Raw genomic sequence first — 20,803 nt, 5'->3', positions numbered from 1 at the left:
GACAAAGTAAATGCCGCATTTCGCGAATGTTCAAGTGTGGCATTTGCCTTAGTCAAGTGCGGCGTTTGCCTTGTCGAAGTATGGCATTCCGGACAGTGAAGTGTGGTATCTCTTTACGCCGTCGCCGTCGTTCTTTTTAACGACAACGTCGTTTTTTCTCTTCTCTTCTCTTCTTATCTTATCTCCTCTTACGCGCGCGAGGGCAAGTTTTCGTTGTCCCAATCTGTATTATAGCTCATTACGATGTATTTTTCCTTTCCGATTTTTTCTTCAAGTTTTCTAATTGTTTTGCAATCGTTTTGCATTTCACTGAGAGTTTCCATTAAAATAAACGGGCGTTTTTTTTGTGGATGCCGGAAATCTTATCCTGAAAAAGATATAAAAAGCATAGGCACATCCAATATATTTCCGTACCTTTGCCCTATTATTGAACTTTGATTTTAGCAACTGAAACATGATAAGGAAAGTCGTCAAAATCCTATGGATTTTCATCGCACTGATTTCGCTGGTGTGTGTCTTTATATTCTTTTCCATAGCCAAGGGCTGGATAGGCTATATGCCTCCGGTGGAAGACCTGGAAAATCCGAATTACAAATTTGCCACAGAAGTCTTTTCCGAGGACGGAAAAGTATTGGGTACTTATTCCTATAGTAAGGAAAACCGCGTGTTTGTGGGATACAATGATTTGTCGCCCAATATCATCAACGCCTTGATAGCTACGGAAGATGTACGTTTTGCCGAACATTCGGGCATTGACGCCTACGCCCTGACGCGTGCCGTAGTGAAGCGCGGTATCCTGATGCAGAAGAATGCCGGCGGTGGCAGTACCATCACCCAGCAGCTTTCCAAACAGCTTTATTCTCCCAGTGCCGACAATGTGATGGAACGTCTGTTCCAGAAGCCCATCGAATGGGTGATTGCCGTAAAGCTGGAGCGTTACTATACAAAAGAGGAAATCCTCACCATGTATCTCAACAAGTTCGATTTCCTGAACAATGCGGTAGGCATCAAGACTGCTGCCTTTACCTACTTCGGTTGCGAACCGAAAGATTTGAAGATTGAGGAAGCGGCTACGTTGGTGGGCATGTGCAAGAATCCGTCTCTCTATAATCCGGTGCGCTACAATGAACGTTCCCGCGGACGGCGCAATGTGGTGCTCGACCAGATGCGGAAAGCGGGATATATTACGGAAGCCGAGCGCGACTCCCTCCAGGCATTGCCTCTGAAACTGAAGTACAACCGTGTGGACCACAAGGAAGGGTTGGCCACTTATTTCCGCGAATACCTGCGCGGCGTGCTCACCGCCAAGAAGCCCGACAAGGCCAACTACCGCGGTTGGCAGATGCAGAAATACTACGAGGATTCACTCGACTGGGAGAACAACCCGCTCTTTGGATGGTGCGAAAAGAACACCAAGAAAGACGGTACCAAATACAACCTCTACACCGACGGGCTGAAAATCTATACCACGCTCGACTCGCGTATGCAGCAGTATGCCGAGGATGCCGTGACAGAGCATCTGAAGGAACTGCAAGGTTACTTCTTCAAGGAAAAGAAAGGGGCCAAGAAAGCTCCCTACACCTTCCGTCTGACCCAGGAGCAGGTGGACGAGATTCTGGGACGTGCCATGAGGTTGTCCGACCGCTACCGCATTATGAAGAAAGCCGGAGCCACCGAAGCTGAAATAAAGAAAGCCTTCGATACCCCGGAGGAGATGTCCGTATTCAGTTGGGAAGGGGAGAAAGACACCATTATGACCCCGATGGATTCCATCCGTTACTACAAGTTCTTCCTTCGTGCCGGTTTCATGTCCATGGACCCGCGCAGCGGACATGTCAAGGCATACGTAGGCGGACCGAACTACCATTACTTCCAGTACGATATGGCCATGGTGGGACGCCGCCAGGTAGGTTCTACCATCAAGCCTTTCCTTTATACATTGGCTATGGAGAACGGTTTTTCTCCCTGCGACGAAGTGCGCCACGTGGAATACACGCTGATTGATGAAAACGGAAAACCGTGGACGCCGCGTAATGCCAACAAAAAGCTGATTGGTGACATGGTGACTGTGAAGTGGGGGCTGGCAAACTCGGACAACTGGATTACGGCCTATCTCATGAGTAAACTGAATCCCTATAATCTGAAACGTCTTATACATACTTTCGGTGTCCGCAACCGTGATATAGTACCTTCCGTTTCACTCTGTCTGGGCCCGTGCGAGATTTCCGTCGGCGAGATGGTAAGTGCCTATACCGCATTCCCCAACAAGGGTATCCGGGTAGCTCCGCTGTTCGTGACCCGCATCGAGGACAATGATGGAAACGTGCTGGCAACCTTTGCTCCCGAAATGCAGGAAGTCATCAGTGTATCCAGCGCTTACAAGATGCTGGTCATGCTGCGTGCCGTTGTCAACGAAGGTACCGGAGGCCGTGTGCGCCGTCTGGGTGTGAAAGCCGACATGGGCGGCAAGACCGGAACGACGAACTACAATGCCGACGGCTGGTTTATGGGCTTCACGCCTTCGCTTGTGTCCGGTTGCTGGGTGGGCGGTGAGGACCGCGACATCCACTTCGATACGATGCTTCACGGACAAGGTGCTTCCATGGCATTGCCTATCTGGACCAAATACATGGTGAAAGTGCTCGGTGACAAATCTCTGGGATATGATGAAAATGAAACATTCCAGTTGCCCGAAGGCTATGACCCGTGCAAGGATGATGTGAATCTGGAAGGAGACACCCATATAGAAGAACCGATAGAGGGACTCGACGAACTGTTTAATTAGTTGAAAGGTGAAAATTGAAAGTGGAAAGGTAAACTTTCAATTTTCACCTTTTCCCCTTTCACCTTAAAAAATGGATTATACGATTAGTATTGGGAGCAACGAGCAGCGGAGGGAGAACATGGAACTGGCTCGCAGACGCTTGACGGAACTTTTTTCGGGAATACGTTTCTCGGAAGAGGAGGAGACGGCACCTTTGTTCTTTCACCGTCCGAATCTGTTCTCTAATCAGGTGGCATGCTTTGCTTCCGATAATCCGGTAGAGGAAGTCACCGCCTGCCTGAAAGCCATCGAACGGGAAGCCGGAAGGAAGCCCGAGGAGAAGGAGCAGGAAATTGTACGGCTGGATATAGACTTGTTGTCTTGTGACGGGACTGTCTATAAGCCAAAAGATTTGAAACGTGATTATATCCTGCGAGGATTGAAACAACTGTTATAATTAATAAAGAATATAAGGAGATGTGTCGATAGTATATGAACACTTTCGGATACACTCTCATTTTAAAAAACGAAGATTGAAAATGAAATTTTTAGGAATCATACCTGCCCGTTACGCATCTACGCGTTTTCCAGCCAAACCATTGGCGGTGTTAGGTGGAAAAACCGTGATACAGCGAGTATACGAGCAAGTGGCAGGAATCTTGGACGATGCATACGTGGCTACGGACGATGAGCGTATTGAAGCCGCAGTAAAAGCATTCGGAGGAAAGGTGGTAATGACTTCCACCGAACATAAAAGCGGCACCGACCGCTGTCAGGAAGCTTGTACAAAAATAGGAGGACAGTTTGATGTCGTGGTGAATATCCAGGGGGATGAGCCTTTCATCCAGCCTTCGCAGTTACAAGCCGTCAAAGCATGTTTCGACGATCCGGCCACCCAGATAGCCACTCTGGTGAAACCCTTTACGGTAGATAATGGTTTCGAGGCACTGGAAAATGTGAACTCTCCGAAGGTTGTGCTCAACAAAAACAGGAATGCCCTCTATTTTAGCCGTTCCATCATTCCCTACCAGCGCAATGCGGCGAAGGAAGACTGGCTGAAGAACCATACGTATTATAAGCATATCGGCCTTTATGCCTATCGCGTAGAGGTACTGAAAGAGATAACCGCCCTTCCGCAGTCATCCCTCGAGATTGCCGAATCATTGGAACAGCTTCGTTGGTTGGAAAACGGATACACTATCAAAGCAGGTATCACGGATGTGGAAACTATCGGCATAGATACTCCTCAAGATTTGGAACGGGCAGAAGAATTTCTTAAAAGCCATGGGCTGTAAACTAGAAAGCCCATGCTGAACCGAAGTGACCAACCCCGGATTCTCGAACCGGAACAACTGGTGGTGCAAAGGCCGGAACGTATCAAGTTGCCTAATGGCGTACCATTGAGCGTGCTCAATGCCGGTGACAATGAAGTGACACGTATCGATCTCCTCATGGCAGGCGGCCGATGGCAACAGAAACAGCCCTTGCAGGCGTTGTTTACGAACCGCATGCTTCGCGAGGGCACCCGACGCTACGATGCCGCCCGGATAGCGGAAAAGCTGGACTATTACGGAGCCTGGCTGGAATTGTCCAGTGCATCCGAGTATGCCTATGTCACCCTTTATTCTCTGAATAAATACCTTCCCCAAACGCTTGACATATTGGAGTCTATCGTCAAAGAGCCGGTATTTCCCGAGAAAGAGCTGGGAGTGATTGTAGACAACAATATCCAGCAGTTTCTTGTCAACTCTTCCAAGGTGGACTTTCTGGCGCACCGCGGATTGGTGAAGGCTCTGTACGGCGGGCAGCATCCCGGCGGACGTCTGGTGCAGGAAGAGGATTATCGGCGCATCACTCCTGCGGTGCTACGCGAGTTTTATGACCGTTATTATCATTCCAATAATTGCAGCATCTACCTCTCGGGCAAGGTTACCGACGATTGCATCCGCCGGATAGAGTCCTTGTTTGGCTGCGAGGCTTTCGGTACGGATTTCCGCAAACCGGAGAAGACAGAATTTCATCCGGTTACCGCTTCCGGAAAACGTATCTTCATCGAACGTCCGGACGCCCTGCAAAGTGCCGTCCGTATGGGCATGCTTTCCCTGGACCGTAATCATCCGGACTACTTGAAGGCCCGCGTACTGGTCACACTGTTCGGGGGTTATTTTGGCAGTCGCCTGATGTCCAATATCCGGGAAGATGAAGGATACACATACGGTATCTCCGCAGCCATCATGCCCTATCCGGGGCAGGGAGTGTTGGCGGTCAGTGCCGAAGCCGCCAACGAATTTGTGGAGCCTCTTATCGGTGAGGTTTATCATGAAATAGACCGCCTTCAGAACGAGCTGGCTTCCGATGGAGAGCTTTCCATGGTGAAGAACTATATGTTGGGAGACATGTGCCGTAGTTATGAATCTGCATTCTCGCTGGCAGATGCCTGGATTTTTGTGCAGGTATCGGGCTTGCAGGATACCTACTTTGCCGAAGCACTGGATGCTGTCAAGGAGGTTACTCCACAAGAAATCCGTGAACTTGCAGGGCGGCATTTATGCAAAGAGAAATTAAAAGAAATAGTGTGCGGCAAAAAAATGTCATAAAAAGCGGGAGTTATCGCATCATTTTACCGGATAAATCCTACCTTTGTCAATTATCAACTATCAATTATCAATTAATGAAATATCTATATACTGCACTCATTCTGGCTTTCTTATGCCAAGGTGGAGCCACTGCCCAGGAAAAAAAAAGCGGCTTTTTCGATAAAGTGAAAAATACATTCTCTTCGGAGATAAAGATAGGTACCTATACGTTCAAAGATAACGGGGCCGTCTATACTGGTGAAATAAAAGGCCGCAAGCCCAATGGAAAGGGGAAGACCGTTTTCAAGAACGGCGACGTCTACGAGGGTGAGTATGTGAAGGGCAAGCGTGAAGGCTACGGTACATATATGTTTCCCGACGGTGAAAAGTATGAGGGGCAATGGTTTCAAGACCAGCAGCATGGCAGGGGTATCTACTATTTTATGAATAACAACCGTTATGACGGCATGTGGTTTCAGGATTACCAGCACGGTAAAGGAACCATGTACTATTACAATGGTGATATTTATGAGGGCGACTGGGTGAATGATAAACGCGAAGGCCAAGGAACGTATACCTGGAAGAACGGTTCCAAGTATGTAGGCTCGTGGAAGAATGACAAGAAAGACGGCAAAGGAACACTGACCTGGAATGACGGTTCCAAATATGACGGAGAGTGGAAAAATGATGTCCGGGACGGTAAAGGAACTTTTGAATATGCCAACGGTGACAAATACGTAGGTGACTGGAAGGACGACATGCAGCATGGCAAAGGTATTTACTTTTTCCATACCGGCGACCGTTACGAAGGTTCTTATGTTCAAGGTGAACGTACCGGAGAGGGCATTTATTACCATGCCAGCGGCAACAAGTATGTGGGCAGCTTCAAGGATGGAAAGCAGGAAGGCCACGGCACATTTACGTGGGCAAGCGGCGCCGTTTACGAAGGTAATTGGAAAGATAACCAACGTGACGGATACGGTACTTACAAATGGAATGTAGGTGACTCTTACGAAGGTGAATGGAAAGACAATAAGTTCAACGGCCAAGGTACCCTGATTCAGACCGATGGAACCAAATATAAAGGCGGTTTTGTGAACGGTATGGAAGAAGGTAGCGGTATCCAGGAGGACAAGAACGGAAACCGTTATGAAGGCTTCTTCAAACAAGGCAAGAAACACGGTCCGTTTGTAGAAACAGACAAGAACGGAAAGGTGATACGAAAAGGAACCTACAAGATGGGAAGGCTGGAGAATTAGAATTAAAAATTAGAAATTAAAAATTAAAGGCTGCGCAATGTTCACTTCAGAACCGCGCAGCCTTTAATTTTTAATTTCTAACCGCGGAGCGGTTAGATAATGTATTGTGAACTGATTGATTCATTGTTCATCACCCGCTTGATGGTTTCGGCGAACATATCGGCAATGCTCAACTGTTTAACCTTGTCACATTTTTTAGAGTAGGGGATACTATCAGTAAATACCATTTCCGTTAGTGCGGATTCTTGTACACGGAAAGAAGCAGGGTCGGACATTACGCAGTGGCTGGCAATGGCACGGACAGATTTGGCTCCTGCTTCCAGCATGATGTTGGCAGCCTTGGTAATGGTTCCTGCTGTATCTACAATATCGTCTACCAATACTACATTCTTGTCTTTTACATCACCGATGATTTGCATGGTGGCAACCACGTTTGCTTTTTCGCGTGTCTTGTTGCACAATACCAGGGGTACACCGAGGTATTTGGAGAATGTGCTGGCGCGTTTTGAACCGCCGACATCCGGGGTGGCGATTACCAAGTCTTCCAGTTTCAAGGATTCAATATAGGGGAGGAATACTGCTGATGCATACAAATGATCCACCGGAATATTGAAGAAACCTTGAATCTGGTCTGCATGAAGGTCCATCGTAATCAGACGGTCGATACCTGCAACAGAGAGCAGGTCGGCCACCAGCTTAGCGCCGATGGAAACACGGGGTTTGTCTTTTCTGTCCTGACGTGCCCAACCGAAGTAGGGGATAACGGCTACAACGCTTTTTGCCGATGCTCTTTTAGCAGCATCAACCATCAGCAGAAGTTCCATCAAGTTGTCAGAATTAGGGAAGGTTGATTGAACCAGGAATACATGCGAGCCACGGATAGATTCCTCATAAGAGACTGCAAACTCACCATCTGCAAAATGGGTGATGTTCATCTTTCCCAGAGGGCAATCAAGGCTAGCGCAGATTTTCTCTGCAAGGTATCTCGAATTTGTTCCGGAGAATACCATAAAGGGTGCTTTTTCGCTCATTTGTGTAATAGATGTTACCTATTTGTTAATTTGCATGCAAAGGTAGGAATTTCCCGTTACATAAAACAAGAGTTATTGTATAAAAATTATTTTTCTTTCCCGGATTTATTCGTAGCTTTGCTTTATGAAACGACTTTCTTTTATATGGTTTGCGGGGTTGTTGTGCCTTTGTACAACAATGGTTTCGTGTATGGGAACGGCACCCATGAAGGAAGTACGCCTTATCGACTCTCTAAACCAGGTGGCTTATGCTTTTCGTTATAAAAACCTGGATTCATCCTGCCATGCGGCATCAAGGGCCTACCGTGAAGTCAGCCTCTATAAACAAGGAAAAGCGGAAGCATCCAATAATCTGGGCTTTTGTGCTTTTATGCGCATGGATTTTGAGCAGGCCGAAAAGTTTCATATGGATGTCTATAATCTGACCAAGAATGAACTGGAACTCCTTATTGCCGACATCGGTTTGATGAAGATTTATCAGCGGACGGCGTTGAACAAGGAGTTCTACGATTATCGCAATAGTGCCTTGCACCGTATGAAAAGAATAGCGGAGGATGACAATCTGTTTGTGGACCAACACGAGCAAATGCGTTTGAATTATGCCCGTTCGGAATTTTATATTGTATCTGCTGTGTATTATTATTATTTGCAACAGCGTCCGGAAGCTGTAGCCTCTATTAATGAAGTTACTAAAAAACAAGAGTTGCTGGCAGATACCAATCAGCTGTTGTATTATCACTACATCAAAGGTTCTGCTGCCTTATGCGAGGGTGAGACACCGGATGAGCGAAGACTGAGAGAATTTGATGAGCTCTATACCGCATGGCAGTTGGCTTCGCGCAAGGGCTATCTTTACTTTGAGGGCAATGGAGTGCAGGGACTTGCCAACTTGATGGCTTCACCGGATAATTACGCATTTTTTCAAGACCGCCGCTCCCATGCCTTGACACGTTTTGGAGTACCGGTAGATTCGCTGCTTCCCATGCGTCTGGGGCAGTTGGCATTGCAAAAATTCAGCCAATACAAGGATTTGTATCAGATAGCAGGTGCATATGTATCTATCGGCAAATACCTGAATGCCCACAGTCACTATACAGAAGCTCTTGACACGCTAAAACTTGCTCTGGAATGTGTAAATGACCATCACCGCCTTTTCTATGACTGCCACGATAGTTTGGACTGGCTGAAAGCATTTGACCGTCGAGATACGATTTGTGCGGAGAAGGCATGGATGGAGCAGAAACTGAAAACCGTGCCCGAGTGGATTTCACGTATTCGTGAACAGTTGAGCGTTTCGTATGCAGGACTCGGAATGAAAGAAAAATCAGACTATAACCGCAATATTTACCTGGATATCCTTGAAGATACACGCCAGGATAAAGAACTGGAAAGCCGCTATCAGGCATTGGAAAAGGAGGCGGGGCAACTCAACGTCGTGTTGTCACTGGTCATTGTGGGCTTCGTGCTTGTATCCCTCTTCTTCTGGTTTTTCAACAAGCGTTCCAAAGACCGGAACAGAGTGCATCTCCGCCGTCTGCAGCTGATGCTGGATATCTGTCAGAAGATAACGGCATCCATTCCGGCAGATGCACAGACTGAGGAGGAAATCATCGACTCTATCCGGACGGCTGTCTGCCCGGAATTGGAAAAGCTGTTTGGAGTGAAGGACATCCGCATAGACAACGGGCAATTAGTGTTCCCGCGTCGGATGAGCAAGGATGAGCAGGCGATGGTACGGGTGATAACCCCCTATATCCAATGGGCAATCGACAACGGCATGACGTCCATCTCCCTTGGGGATGAGCGCCGCAGACTGGAAAAGCAACGCTACATTTACGAGCAGCACATCGCGGGGAACAAACGGCAAAATCTGATAAAGAAAGCATGTATGGCTATTGTCAACGGGATTCATCCGTACATAGACCGTATCATCAACGAAGTGCAGAAACTGACTCAAAAAGGATTCATCAAAGAGGAACGGATAAAGGAGGAGAAATACCAGTATATCGACGAGTTGGTTACTACCATCAACGAATACAATGATATTCTTGCCCTTTGGATAAAGATGAAGCAAGGAAGCCTTAGCCTGAACATAGAGACGTTCGAATTGAATGAACTTTTCGAGCTGCTCAGGAAAGGAAGCCGTACATTCGAGATGAAGAGACAGTCGTTGGAGGTGCAGCCTACGGATATCCGGGTGAAGGCAGACAAAGCCCTTACATTGTTTATGATAAATACACTGGCAGAGAATGCCCGTAAATATACCCCTCAGGGCGGTATGGTGAAAGTATATGCACGGCAGGAGGAGGATTACGTGGAAATCTCGGTAGAGGATAATGGTTGTGGATTGTCACCGGAAGATGTAGCCCGCATCGTGGGAGAAAAAGTATATGACTCGAAAGCCATCGGTATGAGTGACGCTCCCGACAAGGAGGAATTGAGGAAGAACAAAGGAAGTGGCTTTGGACTGATGAACTGTAAGGGCATCATTGAAAAATATCGCAAGACGAATGATTTGTTCAAGGTCTGTCTGTTCAATGTGGAGAGCGGGCTGGGAAAAGGCAGCCGTTTTTATTTCCGTCTGCCTGCGGGTATCCGTAAGTCCGTGTCGGTGTTGCTCGTCGTGTTGTCTTTGTGCATGTCATCCTGCCGGCATGCTGTGGAACAGCCTGCTTCCGGAGAGGTGTTACCGGATTCTTTGGCACTGCTTGCACAGAATGAATACGAAGCTTTGCTGGACGAAGCCTCCGATTATGCCAATGAAGCTTATTACTGCAATGTAGACGGAGAATACGAACTGGCTTTACAATACATAGATTCGGCAATGTATTGCCTGAACGAACATTACAAGCAATACGCCCATCCTATACATCGCTATATGACGCTGACCGGAGACGGGACGCCTGCGGAACTGGATTGGTGGAACCAGATGTTCAATTCGGATTTCCATGTAATTCTGGATATCAGGAATGAAGCGGCAGTCTCATTTCTTGCATTGAAGCAATGGGATGACTATAGTTATAATAATGCTGCCTACACCACCTTGTACAAACTGTTGGGAGAAGACCAATCCTTGGAAGAATATTGCCGGCAGCTGGAGCGTTCCACCAACAACAAGATGGTGGGCATTTTGCTGGCGGTGATTTTGCTGTTCGTATTGCTGTTGGGATATTACATACTCTACTTCCGTAAACGTCTGGTGAACCGCTGGAATCTGGAGCAAGTACTGGAAATTAATGGAAAGGTGTTCAATGCCTCCTTGTTGCCGGTTTCGGATACGGAGGAAATGTTGCAGCGTGAGGAGGATACATTGAAGGAAATCCCGCGGCAGATTGTAGGTTCCGCTTTTGATGCAGTGAACGAACTTTTGAGTATCGACCGGTTAAGCATAGCTGTATACAACGAGACTACACATAAGCTGGAATACACTTCCAATCCAGTGGAAGATACCGCCGTGGACGAGTTGCCTATCTGGAGGAAATATATGGAGAATTGCTTTGAGCAGCAAGAGTACATATCGGAAAAGGGTATACAAACATTGCCGCTTGTTGTGGATGCGGGAAATATGTGTCGTTGCATAGGTGTGCTGTGTCTGGAACGCAGGGAAGGTACGGAGCAGGAGACCGACCATTTGCTTTTGGAACTGATAGCCCGTTATGTCTCCATTGTAATCTTCAATGCAGTGGTTAAGTTGGCTACGAAATACCGGGACATCGAAGTGGCTCAAGATGAAGCCCGGCGAGCTTCCTGGGAAGACAGTTTGCTGCATGTACAGAACATGGTGCTGGATAATTGTCTCTCGACCATCAAGCATGAAACGATTTATTATCCGAACAAGATAAAGCAGCTGATAGGGAAACTGCGGTCCGGCAAACAGACAGAAGCGGAGGAGCGGGAAACGGTGGTTGCCATCAGCGAATTGATAGAGTATTACAAAGGTATCTTTACGACACTCAGTTCATGCGCTTCCCGCCAGTTGGAAGAGGTGACTTTCAGGCGTGCGACAATATCTGTGCCGGAACTTATGGCTACTGCCGGGAAATATTTCCGCAAAGTGTATAAGGGAAACAAGGCGCATATTGATTTTAAGATACAACTGTTGGAAGGACGGATTACCGGTGACTGGAACCAGTTGCGTTTCCTGCTTGAAAACCTGATAGACGAGGCTTGCTCCGTAACTCTGGATGGAGCTGTCTGTCTGTCGGCCCGGGAAGATGGGGAATTTATACGTTTTCTGTTTACAGATATGCGCAGGGAAAAGACCCGTGAAGAATTGAACCAATTGTTCTATCCCGACTTGTCCCGCATGACGGCCGGTGAGAAAGGAGAACTGTATGGTACGGAATATCTGGTGTGCAAGCAGATTATCCGCGACCATGACGAGTTTGCCGGACGCCGGGGATGCCGTATCAATGCCGAACCGGGAAAGGAAGGAGGTTTTACAATATATTTTACGCTACCGAAAAAATGAAATATGGAAGACAAAAAATTTAAAGTAATCATCGTTGAAGATGTCAAGTTGGAGCTGAAAGGGACGGAAGAGATTTTCCGCCATGAAATTCCCAATGCGGAGGTAATAGGTACTGCTATGACTGAGCAGGAGTTCTGGACATTGATTGAAGCCGGCGTGCCGGATCTTGTTCTGCTGGACTTGGGACTGGGAGGTTCGACCACAATCGGGGTGGACATCTGCCGGAATATCTTCAAGCGTTATCCGGGAGTACATGTGCTGATATTCACGGGAGAAATATTGAATGAGAAGTTATGGGTGGACGTACTTGAAGCCGGTGCCGACGGCATTATCCTGAAAACCGGAGAGTTGCTGACCAAAACCGATGTGCAGGCAGTGATGGACGGCAAGAAGCTGGTCTTTAACTATCCGATACTGGAGAAGATAGTGGAACGCTTCAAGAAATCTGTCCTAAATGATGCAAAACGTCAGGAAGCAATCATAAGCTATGATATTGATGAGTATGACGAGCGTTTCCTCCGTCATTTGGCACTGGGCTATACCAAAGAAATGATTGCCAATCTTAGGGGAATGCCTTTTGGAGTCAAGTCGCTGGAGAAACGGCAGAATGACTTGGTCGGCCGTCTTTTCCCGCCTAGTGAACGGGTGGGGGTGAATGCCACTCGTCTGGTGGTGCGTGCATTGGAACTTCGAATCCTGAATATAGACAATCTGGAAGCCGACGATGAGTAAACTCCGAATGCCACATCCCGCTACGATGTTCTTCCTGCTGACGCTGGCAGTCATCCTCCTTTCATGGATATTCGATGTCTATGGCCTGAGCGTGCTGCAACCGCAGACTGGAGAAGTAATACGGGTGCAGAGCCTGCTGAGTCCGGAGGGCATACGCTGGCTGCTGCGCCATGTCATAACCAATTTTACGGGATTCGCTCCGTTAGGGCTGGTGATTGTGGCTATGTTCGGAATAGGGGTGGCACAGCATTCGGGTTTCATCGATGCATGTATTCGCAGGGGGGTACGACGTCCACGTGATCCTTGGCGCATTATTCTGCTGGTTATTGTCTTAGGACTGTTGTCCAATATAGTGGGAGATGCAGGATATATCATTCTGTTGCCGATAGCTGCAACTTTGTTCCAGTCCGTCGGTCTGCACCCCATTGGAGGTATAATTACAGCTTATGTTTCAGTCTCTTGTGGCTATAGCGCTAATGTGTTTTTGAGTACATTAGACCCCATGATTGCCTCTGTAACGCAAGAAGCGGCTGATAGGATGAATATTGCTCCGGGGCAGACTGGACCGCTGTGCAATTATTATTTTCTCTTTGTTTCCACGTTCCTGCTTGCATTCATCATTAATCATATTACCCGCAGGAGCTTGTTGCCGCACTTGGGAATGTATGCAGGGGATATTCATTTTAATGGCTACAAACAACTGTCCCGCAAGGAACGGAGAGCTATGTTGGGAGCTGTATTTGCAGGCTTGCTGTATATTGCCATTATTCTGTGGGCTACATTCTCTTCATGGGGGATATTGCGGAGTGTCAATGGTGGGTTGATTCGTTCTCCGTTTATAGTCGGTATTCTGTTTTTGCTTTCGTTTGGAATAGGTTTGATGGGGATGGTCTATGGTTTTGCCTCCGGCCGATACCGTACGGACGGTGATGTGATAGAAGGACTTACGCAGCCGATGAAACTGCTGGGCGTTTATTTTGTGATAGCTTTCTTTGCCTCACAGATGTTTGCTTGTTTTGAATATTCCCACTTGGACAAGTGCATTGCCATTTTAGGCGCTAATCTGCTGTCCTCCGCCTCTTTGAGTAGTTTATGGATATTGATTCTCTTCATTCTTTTTACGGCGCTGGTCAATCTCTTTATGGTATCTGCCACAGCTAAATGGGCTTTCATGTCTTTCATTTTTGTTCCGGTATTGGCAAGTATGGGCATTTCGCCGGATATGACCCAATGTGCGTTCCGTATAGGTGACAGTGCAACAAATGCCATAACACCTTTTATGTTCTACATGCCACTTGTCTTGACCTATATGCAGCAATATGATAGGCAATCCACTTATGGTTCACTGCTGAAGTATACTTGGAGATATTCTTTAGTCATTCTATTGGCATGGACTGCCTTATTTGTACTTTGGTACATCAGCGGTTTGCCATTAGGACTGTAATATCATAACCGATGAACAGCCCGTTTTCGATAACCCCGGTAATGGCTTTCAGTTTCTGTTCCAAATCAGGAACAATGTTGCTGAGATGAATGTCAAGAATGAAATTACCGTTTTCGGTAAATACCGGACCGTCTTTTCTTTCTGCAAGACGTAGGCTGATTTTTGAAGCTCCCAATAAGCGTATCTCGTTTTCCACATGGGAGAGAGCATGTGGAAATACTTCTACCGGTATGGGGTATTTGCTCCCCAGTTTGCTGACAAGCTTGCTCTCATCGACAATGATGTAAGTCTTACCACTGCTTTTAATTAGGAGCTTCTCCTTAAACATGGCTCCACCACGTCCTTTGATGAGGTTATTATGCGGATCCACTTCGTCTGCACCGTCGAATGTCCAATCCGGACGCTTATTCCACAGAGTAGTTTGCGGCAGGCCAAGCTGTATACATGTCATCGAAATTTCGGCAGATGCCGGAATGATTTCTATATGCAAAGATTCTTGTTTAACTCGTTGAGCTAATGCAAACAAAGTGAGATAAACGGTAGAGCCGGAGCCTGCTCCTATGACATCACCGTCTTTGGCCAGTCCGGCAATCTCCTGGGCTACCAATTCCTTACTCGCCTTATTGCTGATTTTATTTGACCATTGCAATTCCTGTATCAACTGATTTTCCCATTCCATCTCTTTAAAATTTAGTTGTTATTACTCTTTCATTCATTTTCGGGTCAATGCTACTTTTCCTACTTGAATATTCCTCCATATTTTTACTTTTTATAATTAGTAACATTGATAATTTGCAAAATGTTTTAATACATCTGTATATAAATACCGTGTATCTTGTTTGTAAAGGTAACTAATCATTACTTTTTATGTAGCAAATGAGCCTTTTATACATAGGTAACGAAAAAAGGTGATACAAAAATTTGCAATATTCGTAAAAAAGCGTACCTTTGCACCGCAATTAAGGCTGGTTCCGTAGCTCAGCTGGATAGAGCAACGCCCTTCTAAGGCGTGGGTCTTGCGTTCGAATCGCAACGGAATCACAAGAAAAAATGCTAATAGGTTCATTGAAAACTTGTTAGCATTTTCTTTTTATGATAGTTGCACAACATTTGCACAACTCGCGAATAGGGAAAGAAAAAGCCGGGAAATAATTCCGGCTATATTGTTGTTTTAACCCCACCGCTGATTTTGGGAGTTGGGTCGTATTCTGCTTTTTGTCTTCGTTTCTCATCCTCGTCTTTAAGGTACTTGTTCCTTATCTCTTTGATGTCATTCGTCATTCCCCATACCTTGAAGAAGAGGATGATTTGCAGTACTCCGAATATTAGGAGTATGATGGTTAGAAAGTCAACCATAGCATTATTGTTTTATTTATTCTGAATATAATTCCATATTGTTAATACACTCCTCCATTCTTTTCCATCTATTTTCGAGGTTTGGATATTCTTTGCGTAGAATTTCGAGTGCGTTTTTTCTATTTTCTCTCAATGTAACTCCATCTATTCCAGATGCAACATTAACGAGACTATCTACATATACTTCTTTTTCCATTGGGGTCATATCAGAAATGCTTTTTTGTTTTTGGCTACACCCAACTATCGCTAATGCAGCAGCCACCATTAAAAATAAAATCTTCTTCATAATCTTAGATATTTAGTTTGTTCTTTAATTCATTAAACACATCGGGGTTTTCAAATTCTCCCCAATGATATTTTTTGTATCTGTCCCGGTCGAAGTTATCTTTCTTCTCATATACAAGTAAATAGTCCTTGTCACATAAGACAATAGCAGAAGAACCTAATAGCCGAGCGTATGAACGTGCTTGCAAGAAGGCTGCTTCTATGTCTTGGTTGTTCTTCATGTGAAGTTTGGCTTCAATCAGAACTTTCGCTTTTTCTTCGTCCGGTTTGTTGTCATAGTGCAAGGCGTAATCCGGGAACACCCGATGTCCTCTCCCTGCTTGAATAGGTAACTGCCGGATGAAGTCTTTCTTTTCATACCATCCCATAGAGTTTAATAACGGCTCTAATAACAGTTGCTCCACATCATGTTCATACTCTATAACTATTCCTTTAGGTAATGTCGGAACGTATAGTTTGGGCAGAACATCAGTGTCAAATCCTTTTGCCTTTATCATTCGCAGGAGTTCCGAATAATCCGCGCCACTCATTGACCATCCGTTTACCCCTTGAAAGTTCTTGCGAACAAGCGGATGATTGGAGAAGTATTTATCTTCTCGGAGTTCTTTCAGGCTGATATGTGGAATATCAATTTTATTCCCTATGTAGGTGTTTCCATAGTAATGAAAGAATGGGTCTATCACTCCATCTGTTTGGGCTATCCATACTCGGGTAATTGCACTAATTGGAGCGGTTTCGTAATGAATGAGAATATCGCCTTTCTTTGTTTCTGGATTCGCTTGCCAAAAAGTAGTTCTAAATAATTCATTTTTATCAATCAATCCACCGATACACCATGCTTGTGTTGGCTGTGGAACGTCTGCTTCTTTTTGGGGCATGAAGTTGGGTGCAAAGTCATATAGGAAAGCGCATAATTCTGCTGGAGAAAGCTCATTCTCTGCCCTAAATCGATAAAACACTTCGCATAAACTCCAGTAGTACATACATCTCGCCTTATAGTTTGATTTCTTTGGGATAGACGGTAAATCTATCTCAAACATATCTGCTATCTTATGTAAATCAAAGAAACGGTAAATAAATATATTAGGGAAGAAAAACTCTGGTGCAAAATAATATAATAAGAATGATGTCCATGTTATGCTATTCAACATCATTTCATAGTCGTTGACTGGTATTAGTACTTCATCATTGTCTGTTAACCCACGAAAAAGAACATCTTCATACTTTTCTTTCGCTTCTTCCAGTGTATTAGGTCTTTCCTCATCTGGAAATTCGCAGATATTGTAACACCATAAGCTTTCACTGATGTTTGATATGGATAGTCTGGATTTGTCATCATTAAACCATAACTTCATTCTTGGATTGTATTTGAAAACCAAATCCATCATCGTATCATTGTTGGATGGTTCCTCAAACTCCTTAATAGCTTTTTGTCCGTCAGAAGATTGCTTATATAGGTTCCATGTGTATTGATTGAATTTCATAGTATTAGTTTTAATAGTTTGTATATTAAACTTTTAAACTATCTTCTTCTTGGCCTTTGCAATTCTATCACATTGAAGATTTGTCTAACTTCTGCCAAATCAATAACTCTGTCAGGATACATATCGTTCAAAGAGTGTATTGTAATAGTATGATTTTCTACATTATGGTCTATTATTCGTTTTACCAAAATTCCGTCTTCATGTACAATAACGAAATCCCATTTCCGGATATGCAATTTAGACTCTGCCCACAGATATGGAGCTATTTCTCTACAAAGAAGTCTGTCTCCTTCAAGGTAACTCTCTTCAGTTCCATCATTCATACTGTCACCTCTTACTTCAAATGCTACATAGTTTCCTTTAGCTTCGTGGTCTATTATAAAAGGTATAGTAGGTAGTGTAGCTATATATGCAGCATCTTGAAATCCGCATAAATAACCTGCTTGTGCGTATTGATTTACTAATGGTACGTTTATAATATAGTTTTGGTTTAATGGTATGGCTTCTAGAATTTCTATATTTTCTTTAGATATATTGGAAATAGGCTCTCCTTTTTCATAAAGAATCCAGTCCATATTCCAATGCGGGAAGCTTTTTTTTATCTTTTCTATCGTTGGCTTTCTGAAACTTTCACCTACGTTATTTAAGTACCCATTTCCTAATCCAGAGATGGTATAAAATTGATTTGGATTAAGTCCTTCTTTTTCAATTAGATAGAACATTCTTTCTTTTAAAGTCATATAGATATTCTAGGTTTGATTATAGAAAATCTAGCATATTTACAATAATTAACTAGAAATTCTATGCTAGATATAGAACTTCTAGTATATTTGCATCATCATTCAATCACGTAGCAAAGATAAACTAAATGATTGATGATACAAATAGTATAAACATATTAAATCACACGATTATGAGCACGAAGAGTTTTTTACATGAAGTTATGAGCCTTGCATGGCAGTTCGTTCGCAAGAACGGTTTCACGATGTCAGAAGCATTAAAATGCGCTTGGGCTAACATGAAATTGAAATTGCAGATGAAAAGCAAGATTGTGAAATTCTATTTTCAAAAGGTGGACGGTTCTGTGAGAGAAGCCTACGGTACACTAAATGAAAAGTTGATGCCTGCCGTCACTGGTACTGACAACAGAAAGAAGAACGACACCGTTCAAACTTACTATGATACTGAACGCCAAGAGTTCAGATGCTTTAAGAAAGCTAACCTTTTAAAAATCGCCTGATATGAGACAGTTTAGAGTATGTGACAGTGTAGAAGCCTACGGGCTTGAAAAGGCTTTAGATAAGGCTTGTATAGACCTTGATAGAGTTGATAAGATGTCTGACACAGAGGCTTGTGCTTTCTGTAATACCGATACCAAAGAAGAGGCCTTAGAGGTTATTCAAGAAGAGATTGATTACATAGAGTTTCAACTTGATAGAATGGCTGTATGATAGAGGCATTGATAGTATTAGGCTGCTTGTATGCAAGTTATAGGCTTTTCAGAAAGCCGGGCGAGAAGTTCTTTTACGATGATTAATCACACGATTATATCACGCACGACAGCCCTATTGACAGCTAAAGACTGGCATCCGATAGCGAGAATCGGGTAGGGTACTATTGATTGGTTCTTTGATAAGTCTGTGAAAGCAATTACGGTGTAATTCATAAGCCGTTTTTGCCAACCAAAGATAACGAACGCACATAAGCAAGTTGGGGCTTGCGAGCTGTGCAATGTTTAACAATTAATAGATGTGTAACCATAGTCTTTGAGGTGTAAGTAATGACGGATTAGGCGACCGACACGCACATCGACAATATAGCCCTATTGACAGCTAAAGACTGGCATCCGATAGCGAGAATCGGGTAGGGTGCACAACCGCAGCAAAGGTTAGTGCTACTACCGTACTAAAAGCCACGGGCAAAGCGAAGTGCGCACCGCTTTACCTCATCCTTGTACGGGCGGTAAAATTTAAAATCACACGATTATGGGAAAAAGTATGTATAAATCACGTATGCCATATATAGGTATGCCGGTTAAGTGTAAACATCCCGGATGGGAAAGCAAGATTGGGGCGATTTGCGCCATCAATGGGGATAAAGTAATGGTAGAGTTCGGAAAGCACGATTTTGTAGAATTCTATAGCGATGAACTGGTTGCAATGACGATGTTATGAAGATAATTATGTTCTCTTTTTCGTTGCTTGTACTGCTGTGTATGACAATGATGTTATGCAATTCCATAATAAAGGATGGTCCTCTATACATGGCGGGGATTGTATTGACATCCACAATATTTATTTTGTCTGTTATACTCGCAGTGATAACCGGTATGGAGTTGCGTAAAAAGTGTTAGTATAAACTGTTTTGTCGTGTTTTATTTTGTGTTTGTACTGGGTGTGCCGTCTGTGAAGATAGCGCACCTTTCTTATTGGGGCGTTCGGTGTAATGGTTAACACACCTCATTGGAGGAGACTGGCGGTTCGAGTCCGTCAACGCCCACCAATCATTCTAATATAACATTTATGGAAAAAGTAGAAAGTAAAGAGAAAATGAGAAACATGAAGAGAGGAGCCACGATAGAGCTGCCTATATCTTCACTTGAGACAATCCGCAACAACGTATCACTTCTAAATGCCAAGCATCTTCTTGAGGGTAAAAAATGGGCTTCAAAGTCTTATCCGAAAAAAGGTATTGTCGTTGTAAAAAGGGAGTCATAGTCATCTAACTCACACGATTATGGAACGGGTATTCACAGAACTCACCCCTGAATGCGAGATTACAGCACGGATGTATGCACAAGGGTATGAGAAAAAGGAAATCGCCAATTTTAAATGCCGGGCGGTTAGCACGATTAATAACCAATTGCAAAAGGCTTTTGAAATATTGCATGTACGGAATGGGAGAGAACTTGCAACAATGCTTTATGAACGGATAGCCGGTGTGAGGCTCACGATGGATTTTTCGCCTATAGTCCGTGTGTCCGTCGCATGTTGCTTACTGTGTATATTTTCTTTGTCACTTTACCACGAACAAGGTGATATGAGGAGGTTACGAAGATTTAGAATTGAACATATAGAAAGGGTAAGAGAATGAACATGGAGGATATTTTAAATAGTGGTGCCAATGTTACTTTGACAATAAAGTCCACTGATTTGAAAGAGTTCGCAGAACATCTTGTAAAAAAGACTGTGAGAAGTATTAGGGACTCTTTCATCAGACCGGAAGAGGACTACTTAACCATTAAAGAGGCAAGTCAGATTCTACATACCGATAAGTCAACCTTATGGAGATGGCATAAAATTGGATATTTGTGCAGGTTGGAAATAGGAGGTAAGAGATTGTACCGAAAAAGTGATGTAGATGCTATTCTACAGAAAGAGAATAATTAACCCTTTAAATTT

At 44.4% G+C, this 20,803-nt stretch carries 20 protein-coding genes and 2 tRNA genes; 16 read left to right on the top strand and 6 right to left on the bottom strand.

The features are described from left to right. Positions 1-454: 454 nt before the first annotated feature. The 5 genes from DW896_RS00870 (at position 455) to DW896_RS00850 (ending at position 6,599) form a co-directional block, all read left to right on the top strand. Complete coding sequence (locus DW896_RS00870) at positions 455-2,785, top strand: transglycosylase domain-containing protein (protein ID WP_005829073.1); 2,331 nt, start codon at positions 455-457, stop codon at positions 2,783-2,785. Positions 2,786-2,855: 70 nt separating this feature from the next. Then, positions 2,856-3,221 carry a 2-amino-4-hydroxy-6-hydroxymethyldihydropteridine diphosphokinase gene (locus tag DW896_RS00865; protein WP_016273725.1) on the top strand — a complete coding sequence of 122 codons (366 nt, stop codon included), beginning with the start codon at positions 2,856-2,858 and terminating at the stop codon, positions 3,219-3,221. Positions 3,222-3,303: 82 nt separating this feature from the next. Further along, positions 3,304-4,059, top strand: coding sequence for a 3-deoxy-manno-octulosonate cytidylyltransferase (gene kdsB, locus DW896_RS00860; RefSeq protein ID WP_016273726.1), 756 nt, complete (start codon positions 3,304-3,306; stop codon positions 4,057-4,059). Positions 4,060-4,071: 12 nt separating this feature from the next. Next, positions 4,072-5,361 carry a pitrilysin family protein gene (locus DW896_RS00855; protein WP_119992713.1) on the top strand — a complete coding sequence of 430 codons (1,290 nt, stop codon included), beginning with the start codon at positions 4,072-4,074 and terminating at the stop codon, positions 5,359-5,361. Between the two features lie 74 nt (positions 5,362-5,435). Next, positions 5,436-6,599 carry a phosphatidylinositol-4-phosphate 5-kinase gene (locus tag DW896_RS00850; protein ID WP_057087589.1) on the top strand — a complete coding sequence of 388 codons (1,164 nt, stop codon included), beginning with the start codon at positions 5,436-5,438 and terminating at the stop codon, positions 6,597-6,599. Positions 6,600-6,691: 92 nt separating this feature from the next. Here the strand turns inward: DW896_RS00850 and DW896_RS00845 are convergent, their stop codons facing one another. After that, a complete protein-coding gene (locus DW896_RS00845) occupies positions 6,692-7,630 on the bottom strand; it encodes a ribose-phosphate pyrophosphokinase (protein ID WP_005829068.1) in 939 nt (312 codons plus the stop codon). Positions 7,631-7,754: 124 nt separating this feature from the next. Here DW896_RS00845 and DW896_RS00840 point away from each other — a divergent pair, with 124 nt between their 5' ends. The 3 genes from DW896_RS00840 to DW896_RS00830 are packed head-to-tail and all read left to right on the top strand — an operon-like array spanning position 7,755 to position 14,277. After that, a complete protein-coding gene (locus DW896_RS00840) occupies positions 7,755-12,101 on the top strand; it encodes a DUF5113 domain-containing protein (protein WP_119992711.1) in 4,347 nt (1,448 codons plus the stop codon). A 3-nt stretch (positions 12,102-12,104) separates the two neighbouring features. Continuing rightward, positions 12,105-12,833 (top strand): DUF5932 domain-containing protein, encoded by a 729-nt coding sequence (locus DW896_RS00835; protein ID WP_005829066.1) that lies wholly within the window; start codon positions 12,105-12,107, stop codon positions 12,831-12,833. Continuing rightward, positions 12,826-14,277, top strand: a complete 1,452-nt coding sequence (locus tag DW896_RS00830) for an AbgT family transporter (protein WP_005829063.1) — start codon at positions 12,826-12,828, stop codon at positions 14,275-14,277. The genes DW896_RS00835 and DW896_RS00830 overlap by 8 nt, the downstream gene beginning before the upstream one ends. Here the strand turns inward: DW896_RS00830 and rpiA are convergent. Beyond that, on the bottom strand, positions 14,252-14,956 hold the full coding sequence (gene rpiA / locus DW896_RS00825) for a ribose 5-phosphate isomerase A (protein WP_009038481.1): 705 nt from the start codon (positions 14,954-14,956) through the stop codon (positions 14,252-14,254). The two genes, DW896_RS00830 and rpiA, sit on opposite strands and share 26 nt — an antisense overlap. 288 nt (positions 14,957-15,244) lie before the next feature. On the opposite strand from rpiA, the gene DW896_RS00820 reads away from it, so the two are divergent. Then, positions 15,245-15,318: transfer RNA gene (locus tag DW896_RS00820), tRNA-Arg, on the top strand. 117 nt (positions 15,319-15,435) lie between these two features. Here DW896_RS00820 and DW896_RS00815 read toward each other — a convergent pair. From DW896_RS00815 to DW896_RS00800, 4 genes are read right to left on the bottom strand one after another with little or no spacing between them, the layout of a single operon-like run. Further along, the gene (locus DW896_RS00815; RefSeq protein ID WP_005828941.1) at positions 15,436-15,633 is read right to left on the bottom strand and encodes a hypothetical protein; all 198 of its coding nucleotides are present in this window, start codon (positions 15,631-15,633) and stop codon (positions 15,436-15,438) included. Between the two features lie 16 nt (positions 15,634-15,649). Continuing rightward, positions 15,650-15,919 (bottom strand): hypothetical protein, encoded by a 270-nt coding sequence (locus DW896_RS00810; protein WP_119992709.1) that lies wholly within the window; start codon positions 15,917-15,919, stop codon positions 15,650-15,652. 4 nt (positions 15,920-15,923) lie between these two features. Next, a complete protein-coding gene (locus DW896_RS00805; RefSeq protein ID WP_119992707.1) occupies positions 15,924-17,402 on the bottom strand; it encodes a type I restriction endonuclease subunit R in 1,479 nt (492 codons plus the stop codon). A gap of 38 nt (positions 17,403-17,440) precedes the next feature. Next, on the bottom strand, positions 17,441-18,142 hold the full coding sequence (locus tag DW896_RS00800; RefSeq protein WP_005828935.1) for a S24 family peptidase: 702 nt from the start codon (positions 18,140-18,142) through the stop codon (positions 17,441-17,443). Positions 18,143-18,315: 173 nt separating this feature from the next. Here DW896_RS00800 and DW896_RS00795 point away from each other — a divergent pair, with 173 nt between their 5' ends. The 7 genes from DW896_RS00795 to DW896_RS21860 all read left to right on the top strand — a co-directional run bounded on the left by DW896_RS00795 (position 18,316) and on the right by DW896_RS21860 (position 20,791). Beyond that, a complete protein-coding gene (locus DW896_RS00795; protein ID WP_118132190.1) occupies positions 18,316-18,642 on the top strand; it encodes an SH3 beta-barrel fold-containing protein in 327 nt (108 codons plus the stop codon). Position 18,643: 1 nt separating this feature from the next. After that, the gene (locus DW896_RS00790; protein ID WP_118358017.1) at positions 18,644-18,853 is read left to right on the top strand and encodes a hypothetical protein; all 210 of its coding nucleotides are present in this window, start codon (positions 18,644-18,646) and stop codon (positions 18,851-18,853) included. A 534-nt stretch (positions 18,854-19,387) separates the two neighbouring features. After that, positions 19,388-19,576 (top strand): hypothetical protein, encoded by a 189-nt coding sequence (locus DW896_RS21350; protein ID WP_118273778.1) that lies wholly within the window; start codon positions 19,388-19,390, stop codon positions 19,574-19,576. A 257-nt stretch (positions 19,577-19,833) separates the two neighbouring features. Continuing rightward, positions 19,834-19,904 (top strand) — tRNA-OTHER (locus DW896_RS00785). A 20-nt stretch (positions 19,905-19,924) separates the two neighbouring features. Beyond that, complete coding sequence (locus DW896_RS00780) at positions 19,925-20,119, top strand: hypothetical protein (RefSeq protein WP_117880743.1); 195 nt, start codon at positions 19,925-19,927, stop codon at positions 20,117-20,119. A 19-nt stretch (positions 20,120-20,138) separates the two neighbouring features. Further along, on the top strand, positions 20,139-20,495 hold the full coding sequence (locus DW896_RS21640) for a DNA-binding response regulator (RefSeq protein ID WP_118132121.1): 357 nt from the start codon (positions 20,139-20,141) through the stop codon (positions 20,493-20,495). Continuing rightward, positions 20,492-20,791, top strand: a complete 300-nt coding sequence (locus tag DW896_RS21860; protein WP_118132122.1) for a helix-turn-helix domain-containing protein — start codon at positions 20,492-20,494, stop codon at positions 20,789-20,791. The genes DW896_RS21640 and DW896_RS21860 overlap by 4 nt, the downstream gene beginning before the upstream one ends. Positions 20,792-20,803 lie beyond the last annotated feature (12 nt).

Source organism: Bacteroides sp. AM41-16 (genome assembly GCF_003603495.1).
GTDB classification, from domain to species: Bacteria; Bacteroidota; Bacteroidia; order Bacteroidales; family Bacteroidaceae; genus Bacteroides; species Bacteroides uniformis.
This window is presented reverse-complemented; position numbering and strand designations above follow the sequence as displayed.